This window comes from Methanosarcina sp. Kolksee (assembly GCF_000969945.1).
GTDB classification, from domain to species: domain Archaea; phylum Halobacteriota; class Methanosarcinia; order Methanosarcinales; family Methanosarcinaceae; genus Methanosarcina; species Methanosarcina vacuolata.
The window spans coordinates 1,293,562-1,310,994 of the sequence record NZ_CP009524.1 but is presented as its reverse complement, the minus strand read 5'-3'; the positions used below and the strand labels follow the sequence as shown (position 1 = coordinate 1,310,994).

Annotated in this window: 12 protein-coding genes and 1 pseudogene; 2 read left to right on the top strand and 11 right to left on the bottom strand. The window is 41.4% G+C overall.

The window, feature by feature from the left end:
* Positions 1–73: 73 nt before the first annotated feature.
* Together MSKOL_RS05535 and MSKOL_RS05530 are read left to right on the top strand one after the other, a co-directional pair.
* The gene (locus tag MSKOL_RS05535; RefSeq protein ID WP_231592464.1) at positions 74–1,570 is read left to right on the top strand and encodes an AAA family ATPase; all 1,497 of its coding nucleotides are present in this window, start codon (positions 74–76) and stop codon (positions 1,568–1,570) included.
* Between the two features lie 81 nt (positions 1,571–1,651).
* Positions 1,652–3,334: a VWA domain-containing protein gene (locus MSKOL_RS05530; protein WP_048154238.1), complete on the top strand. Its 1,683-nt coding sequence runs from the start codon at positions 1,652–1,654 to the stop codon at positions 3,332–3,334.
* 170 nt (positions 3,335–3,504) lie between these two features.
* Here the strand turns inward: MSKOL_RS05530 and MSKOL_RS05525 are convergent, their stop codons facing one another.
* The 11 genes and pseudogenes from MSKOL_RS05525 to MSKOL_RS05480 form a co-directional block, all read right to left on the bottom strand.
* Positions 3,505–4,911, bottom strand: coding sequence for an MATE family efflux transporter (locus MSKOL_RS05525; RefSeq protein ID WP_048158172.1), 1,407 nt, complete (start codon positions 4,909–4,911; stop codon positions 3,505–3,507).
* 123 nt (positions 4,912–5,034) lie between these two features.
* Positions 5,035–5,529, bottom strand: a complete 495-nt coding sequence (locus MSKOL_RS05520; RefSeq protein ID WP_048154234.1) for a MarR family winged helix-turn-helix transcriptional regulator — start codon at positions 5,527–5,529, stop codon at positions 5,035–5,037.
* 726 nt (positions 5,530–6,255) lie between these two features.
* Positions 6,256–6,381 carry a hypothetical protein gene (locus MSKOL_RS21310; RefSeq protein WP_255351968.1) on the bottom strand — a complete coding sequence of 42 codons (126 nt, stop codon included), beginning with the start codon at positions 6,379–6,381 and terminating at the stop codon, positions 6,256–6,258.
* Positions 6,382–6,610: 229 nt separating this feature from the next.
* Complete coding sequence (locus tag MSKOL_RS05515; protein ID WP_048123736.1) at positions 6,611–7,846, bottom strand: ABC transporter permease; 1,236 nt, start codon at positions 7,844–7,846, stop codon at positions 6,611–6,613.
* Between the two features lie 34 nt (positions 7,847–7,880).
* Positions 7,881–9,278, bottom strand: coding sequence for a COG1361 S-layer family protein (locus MSKOL_RS05510; RefSeq protein ID WP_048154231.1), 1,398 nt, complete (start codon positions 9,276–9,278; stop codon positions 7,881–7,883).
* Positions 9,279–9,557: 279 nt separating this feature from the next.
* A pseudogene (locus tag MSKOL_RS05505) lies at positions 9,558–10,448 on the bottom strand (ABC transporter ATP-binding protein); the annotation flags it as partial.
* 1,150 nt (positions 10,449–11,598) lie between these two features.
* Entirely contained in the window at positions 11,599–12,834 is a 1,236-nt protein-coding gene (locus tag MSKOL_RS05500) for an ABC transporter permease (RefSeq protein WP_048154230.1), read from the bottom strand.
* Positions 12,831–13,082 carry a hypothetical protein gene (locus tag MSKOL_RS05495; RefSeq protein ID WP_048119121.1) on the bottom strand — a complete coding sequence of 84 codons (252 nt, stop codon included), beginning with the start codon at positions 13,080–13,082 and terminating at the stop codon, positions 12,831–12,833. Before MSKOL_RS05495 ends, MSKOL_RS05500 begins: the two co-directional genes overlap by 4 nt.
* Positions 13,083–13,287: 205 nt before the next feature.
* Positions 13,288–14,625: a COG1361 S-layer family protein gene (locus MSKOL_RS05490; RefSeq protein ID WP_048119119.1), complete on the bottom strand. Its 1,338-nt coding sequence runs from the start codon at positions 14,623–14,625 to the stop codon at positions 13,288–13,290.
* Positions 14,626–14,634: 9 nt separating this feature from the next.
* On the bottom strand, positions 14,635–15,594 hold the full coding sequence (locus MSKOL_RS05485) for an ABC transporter ATP-binding protein (protein WP_048154226.1): 960 nt from the start codon (positions 15,592–15,594) through the stop codon (positions 14,635–14,637).
* Positions 15,595–16,023: 429 nt separating this feature from the next.
* Positions 16,024–17,430: an MATE family efflux transporter gene (locus tag MSKOL_RS05480; RefSeq protein WP_048123734.1), complete on the bottom strand. Its 1,407-nt coding sequence runs from the start codon at positions 17,428–17,430 to the stop codon at positions 16,024–16,026.
* Between the last annotated feature and the right edge of the window lie 3 nt (positions 17,431–17,433).

Below are 17,433 nucleotides of genomic sequence, written 5' to 3'. Positions count from 1 at the left end.
TCTGCCCCACTATCACCCTTTAACTGGAGGTCTGGCCCTGAAAGAAAAGCTTCTTGAGATCAAATCCGCATTTATGGCCTATTTTAAAGAGCGAGAAACCGAGATCAATGGCTCTCTTCTTGCTGTGCTGTCCGGGGAAAACCTCCTTTTTCTCGGGCCGCCTGGAACGGCAAAAACCCAGCTTGCAAAAAATATCTGCCAGTCAATCGAAAGCGGAAATTTCTTCAATTATCTCCTGACGAGTTTTTCCACCCCTGAAGAGCTATTTGGCCCACTCTCCTTAAAAGCCCTGGAAGAAGACGAGTTCCGCCGGAAAATCGATGGCTGTCTCCCAACTGCGCATATTGCTTTGCTGGACGAGATTTTCAAAGCAAGCAGTGCGATCCTGAACAGCCTCCTGACAATCCTCAATGAGCACAAATACCATAACGGCAGAGAACTTGTAGACGTGCCTCTGCTTTCGGTTTTCGGGGCATCTAATGAGCTTCCTGACGAAAACGAAAGCCTTGAAGCCCTTTATGACCGCTTTTTATTCAGGTACAGGCTCTCCTACATTCAGGATGATGAAAATTTCCGGGACCTCCTTTTCAGGAGCCCTGACGAATTCGAACCTGCTGCAAGCCTCAGGGTTTCCGCAATATACGAACTCCGAGCACGTGCAAAGGATATGCCTGTTGACCCTGACGTTGAGGTCATTATAACTGAACTTAGAAAGAGCCTTCAGCTCCAGGAAATTGAAATTTCGGACCGGCGCTGGAAAAAAGTTATTCAGGTCTTGAAGGTTGCAGCCTGCAGCAGCGGATGCCCGACAGTGGACAGGACAATGGTGCTCCTGCTTCAGCATATGCTCTGGAATTTGCCCGAAGAGCGGGAAACCATAAGAAAAATCGTCTTTGAGTTCGCAATTTCAGGTGGAATTAGCACGGAAAAACTTCGCCAGGAAGCCGAAGACCTTCAGGCTGCGGTAAGCATCGCCCTGAAAAACGAACTTCCTATAAAAATCATCTGCGACAGTTGCGGAGAAGAATTCCGGCTGAGACAGGAAATCGAAACCCACCATATTTCCCACCCGAATCACAGCTATACTCTTAAAATGGAAGGGCCTTCAAGGATCTATCCCTATGACAACCTTGTGAAAGAAATTGATTCGCTCCAGGAAGCCGCTGGAAAAACGAACACACTGCCCCAGGCCCAGAAAGAAGTTTTTGAAACTGAATTGAAAGCCCTGTCCGATCGTGTGGAACGTGTAAAACACAGGCTTGAAGCAGAGCGAGAACTTCTCAAAAACTTGATGGATGCAAATATCTGGCTCTCGACGCTTGATAGAAACGAAGCTCTGCTACTTCACGATACCCGAAGTACCGAACTATTCGAGCTCAATGATCTTATATCAAAAAGCCGGTTAATGCTCGGAATTCATAGCAGGCAAGCACAACCTGAACCCCAGTCTGAACTTCAGCCTGCAAAAGAGACAGGAAAAAGAGAGATGGAAAAAATTTCCGTATCCGATTCGGGCAGCGGTGTCAATAGTTTAATGAAAGGGATTGGCTCCCGGTTCAAATTCAGATAAAAAACCCGGACCAGATAGCTTAAAACCAGATATCTTTAAACAAGAAAACCTAAAATCAGACAATTTAAATGAGGTTTTGATATGGAAGGCTCTAAGGATTTCCCAAATAATCCAGGTGCAGCCTCATATGAAACTTACTCATTTTCAGAAAATAAAGCCTCAGGAAACAAAGGCTTGCGGGATTTGCTTCTGCTCCAGAATCAGACTGCGACCGTGCTGGAACGTGATCTCAGGAGCACAATAGCCTTTCCTCGAACTATCCCCCGCCCAATGCGAGAAAAAATAGCTGAAATCATAACCCTTGAGGTCCTCTTTAGCCAGCCTTATGAGATAAAGGATCCTGAAAGGTTTATTGAGACTTTCGGAGCTTTTTACCCAATCCTTCTTACTCTGAGAAACTCAAAACCCTGGCCTAAACTCCGAAAAATTGCAAAAAAAAGCAGAGGAGCCGGAATTGCAGGCTTGAAAATCCTCCTGCCTCTGATTTATGAAATCCTGGAACGCTTTTCAGAATCAAACAGCATTTCAGGTTCAGGATATCTTAAGGAACTTGATGCCGGAATGGCTGAGATCCTGAGGCAATTTGAAGAAATCCTTAAAGAAACCCTCCTCATGTGGGGGAATTCGGGATTTACGGAGTTTTCAGGCAGGAAAGACTGGGCAATTAGAAATTCCGGAGAATTTGTCCTTGTCAATGCTGTTTTAGCATTCATGCAGAAAGGCGGGTACCAGGAGTTTCTGGAAAGAATTATGGAGGGGCTATACCGGAGAATGAACGAATTCGTTACGGAAATGGAAGAAAACCTGGAGCTATTTGATACCCTTGCCCTGCTTTTTCCCCAGCGTAACTGGAGTTATTCCGTAAAAGAGCTTAAAAAAGAGCCATTCTATGTGCAGCTTAAAATGCTTAAAAACTATTCGGCCTTCTTCGAAAAAAGCCCTGCCCTGAAAAAAATCGTAGATTTCATAGGCAGGCGGGAGTTTGACCCGCCATCGGACCGCATACGCCTTTCACCTTTTGGAAAAAATCGGATTCAGACCGTGCGCTTTTCGGACTCTATCAATAACCTGCTGCCCATGGAAGCCGCAAAACTCCTGAATCCCTCTCTGAAAAAGAAGTTCTATGCGGACATGCTTGAAGGAAAACTCCTGAGCTACCAGCTCCTCGGAAAGCACTACACAGGCCCTCCCCGTATAAAACCCAGAGGCCCGATGATCGTGCTTGTGGATACCTCCGGGTCGATGCACGGAGCTCCCCAAACTTTAGCTAAGTCTGCTGTGCTGGCTATGGCAAAAAGGATGCTTTCTCAGCAGAGGGACATGAAAGTTATCCTTTTTGCCTCGACAAGCCAGCACCTGGAAATCGAACTCAGCAGCAGGAAAAAAATGTCCGAAAAGTTCCTGAATTTCCTTCTTTATACCTTCGGCGGAGGAACTGACTTCAATACCGCCCTTGCTTCAGGCCTTAAGTCCCTGAGAGAAAAGGATTTTCAGGGTGCAGACCTGCTCTTTATAACCGATGGCAAGTCCGAAGTTTCTGACGAACTGATCCTGGCCAGCTGGGAAGAAGCAAAAAAGAAGTATAACGCAAAGGTCTATTCGCTGATTGTAGGCAGCAGCGGAGCAGGAGGGCTATCTGAAATCTCGGATTATATTTATTTTGTAGAAATGGAAATGGATTCTGAGGGCAGCAGTGAGTTTGTGAGACTAATCAAATTTACAGAAGAGAAAAACACGAAAGCTACAGATTCCAATAAAGCATGAAGTTAAGAAAAGATTACTAAGAAATAATTACGAAGAAAAGGTTACGAAGAAATAATTACGAAGAAAAGGTTACGAAGAAAAGGTCAAGAAGAAAAGGTTAATTAAGAAAGAGTTGAGAAATCTTTCTTTCTTTTCGATTTAATTTCCAACCTTAGTTCCGCAATGAAATATCAGATAGGTGACATTTTATCTGCAGTTTCTGACCCTGCACCTTTTTTTGAAGAATATTTACTTTCTTTGAAGATCCTGTATCCCTTTAAAAGCAGAAACCCGGACAGCATAAATGCCAGAAAGTCCGACACCGGAAAAGCCGCCCAGACTCCCTCCAGCTGATATAAACGGGGGAGGAGAACAACAGCAGGGATTAGAAAGAGGAGCTGTCGGCTAATGGAAAGAAGGAAAGCGGGTTTTGCTTTTCCCAGGGCCTGATAAAGGGTTGAAGTAATTACATTCATACCTATCAAAGGCGTTCCGAGCAACATAACCATTATAGCGTTTTTCCCAAGCTCCAGATATTCCGGATCTGTACTGAATAACCCGAGAAGTTGTTCTTTTAAGAAGTAAATAATAACTAATCCAAGAAGCCCAATGGTCGTTGTCGCTGCGAGCGATAATTTCACAGCTTCGACTATTCTTTCATATTTTTTTGCTCCGTAATTGAACCCAACAACCGGTTGCAGCCCAAAAGCCATACCCAGAAGGGTCATGAAAATGAAAGAATTAATCTTCATTACCACACCATAAACGGCAATTGCAACGTCTCCTCCGTAAGTTGCAAGTGCATTATACACGAAAATCATCATGATGCTGTTCGCGCTTTCCATCACAAAAGACCCGGTACCAATGGCTCCAATTTCCTTAATAATTTCCAAATCGGGTTTCAAGGTTTCTGACCTGAAATGAACAGCCCCTTTTCCTTTAATATAGTATAGCATGAGCCAGATCGAAGCTACGGTCTGTGATATTACGGTTGCAATTGCAGCGCCTTCAACACCCATCCCGAAACCAAACATGAAAACTGGGTCAAGGAAAATATTGAGGCCGCCTCCTACAAGCATAGCATTCATTGCAAGACGGGCATTTCCTTCAGACCGGACAATATTCTGAGTAGCCACTCCAAAGACAAAGACAGTTCCTCCCAGTATTATATATTTAAGATATTCTCTGGCATAGGGCAGAACTCCAGGAGTTGCTCCAAAAACCTTCAAAATAGGATCAAGATAATAAAGGCAGGGAACGGCTATAAGCACACTTAATATTAAACTCAGGGAAAAAACATTTCCAAGAACTCTTTCGGCTTTTTCATTTTCCTGGGCTCCAAGGGCACGCGAGATTATGGAAGAACCACCTGTCCCAAGCACAATCCCAAAAGCCATGATTATCATCTGAATTGGAAAAGCTATAGAAAGCCCGCCTATAGCCTGGACACTGTCTGCTCCATAGGCGATTCCCACGAAAAAAGTGTCCACTACGTTATAAATAGCCTGGACCAGCAATCCGATGACAATAGGAATTGAAAGCTTAAACAGAAGCTTTCTTATGTTATCTTTGCCAAGAAACTCGCTTTTTTCATCCATATTTTTCATCTCTACCGTTTTTCATCTCAACCGTTTTTCATCCATATTTTTCATCTCAACCGTTTTTTATCCTTATTTTTCATCTCAACCGTTTTTTATCCTTATTTTTCATCTCAACCGCTTTTACTTCATGCCATCAGGTCTGTCCGATGGAGTCTCGACCCCAGGCTCAAAAAGTTTAATCACAGCTTTATGAATGAGTAGCCTGAAAATTTTTTTTTCTTCAAAGGTAAAATCCGAAAAGAGAAGATCCATGAAAGAAGCCTGCTTTTTGAAAATTATAGATCTCATTTCCTTGCCTTTCTCAGTCAGGTAAACCTTGTAAGCTCGAAGGTCTTTTTCGTCCCTTTCTCTGTAAACGTAACCTTCTTTTTCCAGATTATGGATCGCTCTGGCAATTGTTGCTTTGCTCACTTTCAGGGTTTTTGCAATGGTTTCCTGTGAGACTCCATCTTTGTGGTACAAAAACAGTAAAAACTCAAACTGTCCGCTTCCGACCCCGTAAGCTTCGAGTTCCTTTGCCATGTATGCCAGATTGCTCCGGTAGGTGTGGGCAATTGGACCTAATATGTCTCTAGGGTCTATTTCCTTTAAGTTAATTTCTCTAAAATTTTCCATAAATTTATCCTTCACATTTTAGGAACTGAGTGATTGGTGTCTAAATTGAAGGTATTGAAGTGATAGTTGCATATAAAACAGATTTATTGCCTGGAAGAGTTTATTTTTTGATCTTGTATAGCCCGTACTTCACTTTTTATGAGTCTGGACATTTTGTACGGATATGATATATATGCGTTAAATCGTTCCATATGACACTATCAGAGGCTTAATAGATTTATGAGTATATAATAGTTTCGTATGAGACGAAATTAAAACGATAAATAATTACTTTTTAGATAAAATATCTAAACAAGAATAAACAATAAAGTTAGTATTTTTGAAGAGTTTACATTAATTGAGACTAATTGTAAACTAGAGGGAAAGAACAGTAAAAACAACATCTTTAGCCTCATATAATGGTGGTTTAAGTGATAGTACCTCACAAAAAAACAATGAATAAAATCAATAAAATTTTACATTTGTGCATATAGCATAATATAGAAATTAATCCAATTTTCATAGATTACAAAAACATATATCAGTTGCTTAAGAAACCAAATTAAAGATATCAATTTACAAATTTATCAACCGGTTAAAGCAATCTTCCGGAATTAGTAAAAATACTAAATGATGAAATTATAGTAAAAAACACACGATACTAAAAAACACACGATACTAAAAACACACAAAGCCTGCTTTGCCCGTAAAAATTAACTATATGTCCAGGGTTATTCAAGATTTCATTTAATCTTTACCTCCTGGATTTAGAGGATCTATTATGAAAAGCAAAATCACGAATAATGCAGTTACAGCCCAGGTACCCCAAAAAAACGGATTTATGGCAATTTTCAGGAGTGCACCTATGATCACTAATATAACTCCCAATAACAGCAAAATTTGGGTCCTTTTACTCAACTGCTTTCTCTCCAGTTATCCATCTTTAAAATAAGCCAGTTTTCAAATAGGATCAAGGCAATAAAATTAGTTTTCACAAAATCTCGATACAAAAAAATAGGGAATTAAGAAAGGAAACTGACCCTCTTTTCCATTGTCCTTTCGTTTCCATTTCCTTTCTATTCCATTTTAATTTCTTTTCCGTTTATTCATATCTCAGTGCATCTACTGGTTTTAACTTTGAAGCCCTGTATGCAGGGACTACTCCTGAGATCACACCAATTAAAACTGCCAGGCCAAGCCCCATAGCCATTAGGTCAGGAGCAAAGTATATGCTTGAACTCCCTCCTCCTCCCATCATCTGCAAACCCAGCATAGGGAAGAGAGTTGAGACACAAGCTCCAAGAACATCTCCAAGGATACCGCCAACAAGACCCACCATTGCGGAATTAAAGATGAAAATCATGAGAATATCCCTGTTTTTTGCCCCAATGGCTTTCATAGTCCCTATTTCCTTTGTCTTTTCCAGGACAGAGGTAAACATGGTATTGGCAATCCCGACAGCTCCCACAAGCAGGGACACAGCTGCAATGGCACTAAGGAAAAGCGTCATTGAACTCGTCATTTCAGTGACAGACTCTGCCATAGATTTAGAAGCTGAAACCGAAAAGTCTCTATCATCATCACTGACAATGTGCCTTGAGATCATGAGCTTATCCACGATATCTTCGGTCAGGCTGTCTACTGCATCTTCACTCTTAGCTTTTATAGAAATGGAATCATAAACACCATTTTCTGCATCATCGATCAGGGTTACTGCTCCATCGATAGGCATGTAGATACTTCTGTCACCTTCACCTTCTTCTGACAGAATCCCAACAACACGCACTGCTTTACCATTTATAGTTATTACCTGGTTAACTCCGATGTCCTGATCATAAATTCCACTTGCAACGCCACTTCCGATGACTGCGACATACTTGTCAGATGGCTCGAGCAATCTTCCAGACTGTGTCGTTAAAGTGGTCATATATTGCCAGACCTGTGGGTCTACACCTGTGATTGAAAGGGTTGCATTTTGCGCTGCATATATCACTGGCACACTGCCGCTAATCTCTCCTTCTATATATGATATATTATTCAACCCTCGAAGTGCCGCAATATCCGTATCAGTTAATTCAACATCTGTTGTCGTACCTCCCATTCCTCCGGGCCCAGGCATATTCGAGGATGCTTTGGTATAACCAGGGCTTATTGTAATTTTTGTCAGATCCATCTCGGAAAGCCTGCTCTGAACCTGCTCTTGCATAGCGTCCCCGAGGGAGAGGATGCCAACAACAGATCCGATCCCTATAACTATCCCGATAATGGTCAGCCAGCTTCGGAGCTTACTGTGTACAAGCATGTTCAGACCCATTTTCAGGTAGGTTGATTGTCTCATCTTGCATCCTTCCATTTGCTAGTGATACTGTTTTTCAGATCTTCTGGTCTTCAGGCTTTTTGTACCCGGCTGTTTTTGCTTTCATTGCCTGTATCTTTTCGTGTATCTTCCTGCGATAAACGAATACTCCACCTGCAAGGACAAGCAGGCCGATGTATGGCAGGTAAGAACTAATTCCAGCGCTACTACCTGGACCTCCTGGGCCTCCTGCTGCAGTCATATTTCCTGATGTTGTAGTCTCGAGATTAACTTCTTTAGTAACAGTTTCCCTTTCCCCTTTTGCATCCGTATACTCAATCTGGACCTTCAGTGGATCGGAGGAACTCATAGAGGTTGAGCTTGCACCGTTAGCACTATCTTGTGAAGAATCTGGAGGCGTTCCTGGGCTATTTTCGGTTGTATTTCCTCCTGCACCACTCTGTGAATTCGAAACATCAAATGAAGCAATTGTGTAATCTCCTTTCTCCAGATTTCCTACAATTGTTGACGAACTTCCTGAAACTTTGTACCCATCTTGATCTGGAATGGATACTTTCACAGCATATGCTATGTTATTACCTACATTTGCAACTGAAAAGGAAGTCTCTCCTGCACTAGTTTCCGAGAATGAAACATCGAAATCCGTTGTTCCTCCTACAAAAAGTCCTGCTGTGGTCTGAATATTCTTCGAATTAGAGTCAGCATCTTCATACGAAAGATTCACATTCAAGGTATAAAGTCCCGGATCTGCATTCACATCGGCCATTACCGAGTAAGAAACGGTTACTGATTGACCTGCTTCCAGATATTTGATGTGTTTTGTGTTATCAGAGTATACAGGCAAAACCACGCCTTTAGGATCAGTCCAGGAGAAAACCAGGTTTTTCAAAGGGGAAGTCCCTGTGTTCGTAACAATAAACTCTAGAGGTTCTTCCTTTGCTATATCAATATCAGCCTTGCTTACGGTCACAACCTGAGCATATTCTTTACCCTGAACCTCTAACTGAACTGTTTTTGTAGTAGTGTAAGTCTTTTCATCAGACCCTGATCCACTCGTATAAGTGGTGACTATATCAAGATCATACGTGCCTTCAGATGCGTTGGAATCGGTCATGAGTTTGAATTTAAGAACTCCAGCATCATCATCTTCCTGTCTTGCATTTAGATAAGAGATACTTTTTTCAAGGTCTTCTCCGGAAAGTTTACTGAAAGGATATTCCGGATTGAGTGTAACCTTAATGTCTTTGAGGTTATTGTTTCCTATATTCTGCACGCTGAGAGTAAGTTCAACAGGCTCTCCAGGCCTGGCAGTATCAGGGTTTTGATTAGTTACATTTACCTGCACAGCGGCAGAGTTTATGTTACCGTTTGATGCTCCCAACGCTGTGCCTGCTCCCAGGCATAGGAACGTTGAAAGCAGTAGTAAAAATGTTAGCAAAGAAAATTTTCTCATTTTTATTCCTCACTCCAGATCTGGTTCTTTTTTTATACTTGGTTCATTTTCTGTATTTAGTTCGTTTTTCGTATCAAGTTCGTTTTTCGTATCAAGTTCGTTTTTCGTATTAGGTTCGTTTTTCGTATCAAGTTCGTTTTTCGTATCAAGTTCGTTTTTCGTATCAAGTTCGTTTTTCGTATCAAGTTCGTTTTTCGTATCAGGTTTATTTTTCATATCAGGTTCATTTTTTATACTTGGTTCGTTTTTCGTATCAGGTTCATTTTTTATACTTGGTTCGTTTTTAGAACGGGTCTCGATTTTTTCAATCTCACCGTCTCTTATGTACACAACCCTTGTTGCATATCTTACAAGTTCGATGTCATGAGTAACAATAATAATCGTCTTACCGTCTCTTTGGTGAAGCCCATCCAGAAAATCCAGAATATAATCACCAGTCTTGCTGTCCAAGTTTCCTGTAGGCTCATCTGCCAGGATTATAGGCGGGTTTACAGCCAGGGAACGGGCTATTGCAACTCTCTGCTTCTGTCCGCCTGAAAGCTGGGAAGGAAGGTTTCCTTTCTTATTTGAGAGTCCGACAATGTCAAGCAGATATGAGGCTTTTTGTCGGGCCATTTGTCGATCATCTTCCTGAAATTCCATCGGTAAGAGCACGTTTTCTTCTGTACTGAGTGTGGAGAGGAGGTTAAAGCTCTGGAATATGAAACCAATCATCTGTCCTCGGATAATGGCGAGTTCGGATTCGTCAAGTTCTGAGATGTCTTTAGAATTCAGGCAAACAGTGCCTTTTGATGGTATATCCAGGCAGCCCAGCAGATTCATCATCGTACTTTTTCCACTTCCACTGGGTCCAAGAATGATCAGAAATTCACCTTCGTAAATTTCAAGATTTATTCCTTTAAGGGCTGCAAACTCAACTTCCCCCATCTGATAAATTTTCCACACATTGATTAGTTTGATAAGAGGCTCATCTTTGTTTTGAGAGATCCTTGCCGCTTTGGAACTGCTAGTAGCACCGTTTTCGGAATCAAAGTAAGGATTGATTTTTAGATCCTCTTCGGAATCACTCTCAGATGAACCAGTAAAACTCGCTGCTTCTTCAAGCGAGTTTATAATTTTTGAGGGATTCAATATCGTTTTAAGAGAATCTATTATTCCAGTGAGTGTCATACAAAACCTCTAAAAGTTAGTCATATTTGAGCTTGACCTTTTCAAAGTAGCTTGAGTTTTTATTTTTCTGATGCATGATTTCCATCGTTCCCGTGACTGATTTTATGATGCAGTCGAAAGGTTTTTTGGTAAATTTTAAAGACTGAAATTCTATTTTCAGGTTGATATTAAATGTCCATTTTAGGAGTTATTTTTATGAGTTATGCTACGGCCTATCTGCCTAGTGGGTATAATCGGGCCTAATCAGATCACCTATATGATCCAATTAGACCTGTGGCTTGATTCGTTTTTGAGGCACCACCGAAATGCATAGTACCTCATTTTCTGGAGTGTAGGCTTTTTGCTGGCTGCCTCCTTTCGTTATTACAATGAGGAACACCTGGTTTTCAAGTGATAGACTTGATGTCCCTTGTGGCGAGGTCCTGTTTTTGGGTGTTCCATTTCAGTTTTTACTTTCACTGTAATTAACTAAATTGAGCAACTCTTACATGGGGTTGAAAACCTATTCGAGATAGGTGTCTGAGATGGGCAAAACACCTGTCTTATATAGGACATTTTATTTTCCAGCCGCTCAACAGGATTGGAGGCAACCGATCCCCTCATTGGCGTTTAATAATATAAGCATACTTAGCTAAAAACAGGGAAATCTAGAGAATTAATTTATTAATGAAGCTTTTCTAAGAGGTATTTGGTTAATTTAATCTTTAATTCTCCGTTAGACGTTAAATAAATCCTCAATAAAGTATTATTCGTGGGAAAATTTTTTTCAAAAGGAGCTTAAGGCCTAAAATAAGAGACATTTCTTTTGACCCTGACAAATATTCCGAATGGCTGCTCAAAAACAAAGAGAAATGTCCCTGAAATTAAAATCTCAGGACTCATTCCAGTGTCGCGTCAGGTCTCAATTGCTGGATAAAGAGGTCGTATACATGAGTCACGGGTCAATTCTGAAAAACGAGCACTTTCGCCTGTTTTTTAAAAAAATATAAAAGAACTTCCAAAGGTTATGACTTTTAACAACCTATACCACAACCTTTTTTCCTTGCTAGCAGAAATCCACTGATTCCAGTAAAGCAAATAATGAGAAAGGGAATCAGCCCTTCCTTTTCTGTTTAGTCCTTCCTTTTCTGTTTAGTCCTTCTGTTTCCATTTACTCGTACCTTAATGCATCCACAGGCTTTAATTTCGAGGCCCTGTACGCTGGTACTACTCCAGAGATGACTCCTATCAAAACTGCAAGAGTCAGGCCTTCAAGCATCAAAGAAAAGCTTACTCCGCTACCCCCTCCAGTCATATCGCCCCCCATCATCATCTGGAGCCCAGATGAAACAAAGGATCCCAGAACAACTCCAAGGATACCACCAACAAGGCCTACCATTGCGGAATTAAAAAGGAAAATCATAAGGATATCCCGGTTTTTTGCCCCAATGGCTTTCATAGTCCCTATTTCCTTTGTTTTTTCAAGGACAGAGGTAAACATGGTATTGGCAATGCCTACGGCTCCCACAAGCAGGGAAACAGCTGCAATGGCTCCCAGGAAAAGCGTCATTGAACTCATCATTTCGGTAACAGACTCAGCCATGGACTTTGAAGCTGTCACGGAAAAGTCCTGGTCATCTTTCTGGATAATGTGCCTTGAGACCATGAGCTTTTTTTCAATATCATCCGTTAGTTCGTCCACAAGATCTTCATTCTTGGCTTTTACCGTGATGCTATCATAAACATCGTCTTCGGCATCCTCAATAAGATCTACTGCTCCATCGATTGGCATGTAGATCCTTGAGTAATCTCCCATGCCTTCTTCTTCCAGGATTCCGACAACTCGAACGGATTTGTTGTTCACTGTTATTACCTGGTTGACTCCAATGTCGTGGTCATAAGTTTCACTGGCAACACTGCTTCCTATGACTGCAACATACTTATCAGCCGGTTCAAGCAATCTTCCGGATTGTGTTTTCATAGTAGTCGTATACTTCCAGACCTGAGGGTCAACACCTTTAATCGGGAGGATTGCAGTTTCTCCTGCATATTTAACCTCCTCACTGCCGGAAATTTCTCCGGATATATACTGTATACTATCCAGACCCTGGAGTGCATCAATGTCATCGTCCGTCAATTCGGAATCTATCGATGAAACACTTCTCATACCAGGAGGACCACCATTTACATTGGATGATGCCTTGGTATACCCCGGGCTTATTGTAATTTTTGTCAGATCCATCTCGGCAAGCCTGCTCTGAACCTGCTCTTGCATGGCGTCCCCTAAAGAGACAATGCCAACAACAGATCCGACTCCTATAACTATCCCGATAATGGTCAACCAACTTCGGAGCTTGCTATGCACAAGCATGTTCAGACCCATTTTCAGGTAGGTTGAGTTTCTCATTCTGCATTCTTCCTTTGTTTGGCTCTCAACCGTTGCGCCGGTTGATAACGCCGATAGGGCTTGGGGATATTCATAAAACTCAAACGGTTCTTGGGGTTTTCGATCAACCCTTTTTTGAAAATGATTGTGCCACAACCGTTGCGCCGGTTGATAACGCCGATAGGGTTTGGGGATAAGTTCATAAAATTCAAATGTTTTTCGGGTTTTCGATCAACCCTTTTTGAGAAGGCTTGTGTTTCTAATCCCATGTGTTTCTAATCCCATGTCCTGTATTTGTTAATGATGATATCTTCTGTGATGCTGCTTATTCAGACTTTAGGAGTCTCAGGGGTTTTTTTCGGCTCTTCGCCATTCTTTATGGATAAAATGATTTTCAATTCAAGACCGCATTGGTTTTTATTAGGACATTATGAGGATATCCACACAAAACAACGAAGAGCCTTTTTTTCCGGATTACTTATTTTTTCTGCCCTGCAGTTTTTCCTTGATTTTCTTCCTGTATACGAATGCTCCTCCTGCAAGAGCTATTATCACAATATAGGATAAGTATGACCCAAATCCACTACTCTTATTGCCTGACCCTCCTGATCCCTGCGCAGTCATGTTCCCGGAATCCATTTCGAGCTTTACTTCTTTATCAACCTTTATTCGTTCTCCTTTTGCATCCGTATATTCAATCTGGACTTTCAGAGGATTAGAATCCATGGAAGTAGAAGTTACATTTTCGCCTTCATCGCTGGACTTTATATTGTCGGATGAGGATTCCGCATTCATAGCATCCTGCTGTGTACTTGCAATGTTAAAAGATGCAATTGTATAGTCTCCTTTCTCAAGGTTTCCTACAATTGTTGAGGAACTTCCTGAAATCCGGTACCCATCCTGGTCAGGGATCGAGACTTTAACGGAATACGCCATGTTGTTTCCTACATTTGCAACTGAAAGAGAAATTTCTCCCTGGTCACTTTCCGAAAAAGAAACATCAAAGTCGGTTTCTCCACCAACGAAAAGCCCTGCTGTAGTCTGTATACTTTTTTCATTTGAATTATAGTCTTCAAAACTGAGGTTTACGTCCAGAGTATAGAGTCCAGGGTCTGCATTTACATCTGCCATTACCGAGTAAGCAACTGTTACAGAGTCTCCTGCAGCCAGATATTTGATGTACTTTGTGTTATCCGAATATACTGGCAAAATTACCCCTTTTGGGTCTTTCCAGGAAACCACCATGTTTTTCAAAGGTGAATTTCCGGTATTTGTTATTATGAATTCCAGAGGCTCTTCTTTTGCAATGTCAATACTTGCCTTATTTATGGTAACAATCTGAGCGTATTCCTTGCCCCTTACCTCGAGATGAATGGTTTTTGTAGTGGTAATCGTGTTTGACGAAGAGCCACTTTCTTTAGCAGTAGTAGTAATATCGATATCATATGTGCCTTCTGAAGCATTGGCATCTGTCATAAGCTTGAACTTAAGGACTGCTGCATCGTCATCATCCTGCCGTGCATTCAGGTAAGAGACCTTTTTTGTGAGGTCTTCTCCGGAAACCTTACTGAAAGGATATTCAGGGTTAACCGTGACAGCAATATCTTTCAGGTCAGCGTTTCCTGCGTTTTGCACGCTAACAGTGAGTTCAACAGGTTCTCCCGGACGGGCAGCATCAGGGTTTTGATTTGTCAGGTTTACCTCCAAATATGCAGATTTTATATCACCATTAGAAGCAAGTGCTGTTCCAGATCCGAGGCATATGAATACTGAAAACAACAGTATAATTTTTAGCAAAGAGAACTTTTTCATTTTAATTCCTCAACTCCGATTTTCTTCATTTTTCGTACCTCGTTCGTTTTTCATATCTGGTTCGTTTTTAGGACGGGTCTCGATTTTTTCAATCTCACCGTCTCTTATGTACACAACCCTTGTTGCATATCTTAAAAGTTCGACGTCATGAGTAACAATAATAATCGTCTTACCGTCTCTTTGGTGAAGCCCATCCAGAAAATCCAGAATATAATCACCAGTTTTGCTGTCCAGGTTTCCTGTAGGCTCATCTGCCAGGATTATAGGCGGGTTTACAGCCAGGGAACGAGCTATTGCAACTCTCTGCCTCTGTCCGCCTGAAAGCTGGGAAGGGAGGTTTCCTTTCTTATTTGAGAGTCCGACAATGTCAAGCAGATATGAGGCTTTTTCTCGGGCTATTTTTCTATCCTCTTCCTGAAATTCCATAGGTAAAAGCACGTTTTCTTCAGTATTGAGGGTTGGAAGAAGATTGAAACTCTGGAATATGAAGCCAATCATTTTTCCTCGGATAATGGCGAGTTCGGATTCATCAAGTTCTGAGATATCTTTAGAATTCAGGCAAACTGTGCCTTTTGATGGCATGTCCAGACAGCCCAGCAGATTCATCATCGTACTTTTTCCACTTCCACTGGGCCCAAGAATGATCAGAAATTCACCTTCGTAAATTTCAAGATTTATTCCTTTAAGGGCTGCAAACTCAACCTCCCCCATCTGATAAATTTTCCACACATTGATTAGTTTGATAAGAGGCTCATCTTTGTTTTGAGAGATCTTTCCCGCATTGGAATTATTAGCATCACTGTTTCCGGAATTAAAGTATGGATTGTATTTTAAATCCCCAACTGAGCCATTCTCATCAGCACCATTCTCGGATTCTTCATAGAAACTTGCCTTTCTTTCTAGCGAATCAACAAGTTTTGAGACATTCAGTTTTGATTTGAAAGAATCTATTATTTCAGTAAGCGTCATACATATCCCCTAAAAAGTTAGTTGCCTCTGAACTGAATTTTTTCAAAGAACCTGAATTGGATTTTCTTTTTTTATAATATACGTTATTCCATAAATTATTTTATGATGATCTGAAGACCCTTTCTTATGACCATAACTGAAGACTCTTTTTGTTACCGGACATGAAGACTTTTGTTACCGAACATGAAGACTTTTGTTACCGGACATGAAGACTTTTGTTACCAGACATGAAGACTTTTGTGACCAGGCATGAAGACTTTTTTGATATGAAACGAAAACTCTTTTTTGAACTGTTATAGATTAGGGCTTACGCAGTTGAACTGAAAAATCAACCGCAGCAAACCGTTAACTGTTTAAAACAGAACCTTAATCCACAGTCTCTGCTGTAATTGATTCTGTTTCTCAAGTGCGTATAGTCCTAGTGAACTGTTATAGATTAGACATTTTATCTGTAATTTCTGATCCTGATGCTGTTTTTGAAAACTCTTTATTTTCTTTGAAAATTTTATAGACCCTGAGAAGCAGGAACCCGGAAAGCAGAAATGCCAGAAAGTCCGCTGCCGGGAAAGCTGCCCAGACTCCATTCAGTTGATAGAACCGGGGAAGGAGGGTAACAAGAGGGATCAGAAAGAGAAGCTGCCGACTAATGGAAAGAAGGAACGCAGGTTTTGCTTTTCCCAGGGCCTGGAACAGGATTGATGTGATCACATTCATGCCTACCAGAGGCATCCCCAGAAGCATGATAGTCATAGCTTTTTTTCCGATCTCCAGATATTGCGGGTCTGCACTGAATAAGCCGAGAATTTGTTCTTTTAAGAGTAAAATGATCAGAAGGCCAAAAATTCCAATAGTTGTTGTCGCTGCGAGCGATAATTTCACAGCTTCGGCTATCCTTTCATATTTTTTTGCTCCGTAATTGAACCCGACAACCGGTTGCAGGCCAAAGCCCATACCCAGAAGAGACATGAAAATGAAGGAGTTGACCTTTATTATTACACCAAAAACGGCAATTGCGCTATCTCCTCCATAAGTTGCAAGTGCATTGAACACAAAGATCATCATGACACTGTTCGAGCATTGCATTACAAAAGACCCAATACCAATAGCCCCAATTTCCTTATCAATTTCCAAATCGGGTTTCAAGGTTTCTGATCTGAAATGAACTGCCCCTTTTCCTTTGAGGTAGTACAGCAGAAGCCAGATCGAAGCTATTGCCTGTGATATTACAGTTGCAATTGCAGCTCCTTTTACACCCATTCCAAAACCAAGCATAAAAAGCGGGTCAAGGAAGATATTGAGGCCGCCTCCTACAAGCATAGCATTCATTGCAAAACGGGCGTTTCCTTCAGACCGGACAATATTCTGAACAGCCACTCCAAAGACAAAGACAGTTCCTCCCAGTATTATATATTTAAGATATTCTCTGGCATAGGGCATGACACCAGCAGTTGCTCCGAAAACCTTCAAGATCGGATCAAGATAATAAAGACCTGGGATGGCTATAAGCACACTTAATATTAAACTCAGGGAAAAAACATTTCCAAGTACTCTTTCGGCTTTTTCATTTTCTCGGGCTCCAAGGGCACGTGAAATTATGGAAGAACCTCCTGTCCCAAGCACAATTCCAAAAGCCATCACCATCATCTGGATTGGAAAGGCTATCGAAAGTCCGCCTATGGCCTGGACGTCATCTGCCCCATAGGCCATTCCCACGAAAAAGGTGTCCACTACGTTATAAATAGCCTGGACCAGCATTCCGATGACAATGGGGGCTGAGAGCTTAAACAGGAGCTTCTTTATGTTATCTTTGCCGAGAAACTCACTTTTTTCATCCATATT